Below are 1,861 nucleotides of genomic sequence, written 5' to 3' on the forward strand. Positions count from 1 at the left end.
CGATGCCTGCCTTGGGGTCGAGCGGCCCCGGCGCGCACATGCCGATGCCGCTGACCTTTGCCTGCGGGTGTTCTTTAAGCAGCCTGTCCGCAAGCGCTATGATCTGGCCGATGACCGCTTCCGATCCGGCGCCGGCGAGCGTCGGCGCCGAGACGCGCTTGACGACCTCGCCGCTGCGCTCGACCAGCGCGCCGCGCAGTTCCGTGCCGCCGAGATCGAAGGCAAGGGCGATCGTGCTCATCAGGCGGCGGCCTTCAGTCCATGCAGCCAGGCCATGCGCTGGGCGAGATTGGGATCGCCGAAAGCGAGCGAGCCCAGCACCACCGTGTCGGCGCCGGCGGCGCGCAGCAGCGGCACCGTCTCATGGCGGATGCCGCCATCGGCGGCGAGCCGGATGTCGGGCTCGCGGCCGGCCTTCCTCATCAGCGCGCGCGCCTCGACCAGCCTTGGGCAGGCTTCCTCGGACAGGCTCTGTCCCTTCACCCCGATCGAGGTGCCGAGCAGCGTCACGAAGGCCACGCGTGGCAGGAACGGCTCGATCGCTTCAACCGGCGTCTCCAGCCGCAGCACCACGCCGGCCTCCGCGCCGAGCTCACGCGCCAGCTTCACGGCGCGCAAGCCTGCAGCGCCATTCTCGGCATGGATGGTGACGAGATCGGCACCAGCCTCGATGAACTGGCGCGTCTGAGCCTCGACGATCTCGGCCTCGACCATCAGATGGACGTGGATCGGCTTCGCCGTCAGCTTGGCGATGCGCGCCACCATGTCGGGGAAGAACAGGAAGCCTGGCGTGAAGCGGGCATCCGCCACGTCGATATGGTGCAGATCGACATGGGCTTCGATGCGCTTCAGGTCGCGCTCCATATTGGCGAGATCCGCCGACCACAGCGAGAATTCGCCGATAAGCCGGTTGCGCGGCAGTGCGGCTATTGCCGCGGGTCCGGAGACGGGTTTGGCGGTCATGACGGAATGAGGCTCCGGGCATTCGAGTTGGACTGGAGGAAGGAACCGATCTGCTCGTGCAGTTCGATGAAATGTCTGGCGCTGTTGCGCGCCTTCGGCGTGATTTCGGCGAAGACCGCGCGGGGCATCGCGGCGGCAAGCGTGTAGGCGCTCGACAGCGGATGCACCGCGTCCATCGCGTTGCCGACGACCAGCGCAGGAATGTCGAGCGCCGCGACGTCGCGGTCGCAAACGCCTGGACCGTCGCCGGCGATGTCGGCGAGCACTTGCGCGAACTCCTTGGCGTCGGGCCGGTCGAAATAGCCGAGCAGCGAGGACAGATTGTCGGGCGCCTCGCGGTAGAGCCGCGTGGCCGAGTCCGATCGTGCGAAGATCGTCCGCCCTTTGTCGGCCCCGTGTTCCAGGATGAGCTCGGCGGCCTCGGTGATCGGCTGCATGTTCTGCGGTGCCGGCGAAAACGTCCATGCCGGCCGCACCAGGACCAGGGCGGCGACGCGCCGCGGATGACGGCAGGCGAGGCGAAGCGCGATCGCGGCGCCCATCGAGACGCCGCCGGCAACGAAGCGGTCGAGGCCGGCACGATCGGCGGCGGCAAGCACATCGTCAGCGAAGATTTCGAACGAGAACGGCCGCCGCTTCCCAAGCCCAGAGCCGCCATGCCCGCGGCATTCCAGCGTGATGCGCCGGAAGCCTGCGGGGAAAGTCTGCGCGACCTGCGCCTCGCCGCCGCCGAGCCCATGCTGAAAGACGACCGCCAGGCCTTCGCCGGTGTCGGTCATATGCAGCGTGGCACCGTCGCGCAGCAGCGTGCCCATCACATGAGCCCCTTGAGGAAGCGGGCGACGCCCGGCGCTTCCTCGGCCGAAAGCCCGTGCGTCACCAGCGGCCCGTCGAAGCC

The 1,861-nt window shown here is 68.6% G+C and carries 3 protein-coding genes; all 3 read right to left on the bottom strand.

What is annotated here, in order from left to right:
* Window positions 1-241 (bottom strand): ROK family protein (locus EOA60_RS31105; RefSeq protein WP_164899698.1); only part of this gene is annotated, 241 nt, incomplete at its 3' end.
* A complete protein-coding gene (locus EOA60_RS31110; RefSeq protein ID WP_095823897.1) occupies window positions 241-963 on the bottom strand; it encodes a ribulose-phosphate 3-epimerase in 723 nt (240 codons plus the stop codon). The genes EOA60_RS31110 and EOA60_RS31105, both read right to left, overlap by 1 nt.
* Window positions 960-1,778, bottom strand: a complete 819-nt coding sequence (locus EOA60_RS31115) for an alpha/beta hydrolase (RefSeq protein WP_095823896.1) — start codon at window positions 1,776-1,778, stop codon at window positions 960-962. Before EOA60_RS31115 ends, EOA60_RS31110 begins: the two co-directional genes overlap by 4 nt.
* Between the last annotated feature and the right edge of the window lie 83 nt (window positions 1,779-1,861).

The organism is Mesorhizobium sp. M1A.F.Ca.IN.020.06.1.1 (assembly GCF_004023265.1).
In the GTDB taxonomy this organism is placed as follows: domain Bacteria; phylum Pseudomonadota; class Alphaproteobacteria; order Rhizobiales; family Rhizobiaceae; genus Mesorhizobium.

What these genes read in the sequence shown, in the direction of transcription:
- EOA60_RS31110 (WP_095823897.1), bottom strand. Translation starts at nt 963, where the DNA reads ATGACCGCCAAACCCGTCTCCGGACCCGCGGCAATAGCCGCACTGCCG.
- EOA60_RS31115 (WP_095823896.1), bottom strand. Translation starts at nt 1,778, where the DNA reads ATGGGCACGCTGCTGCGCGACGGTGCCACGCTGCATATGACCGACACC.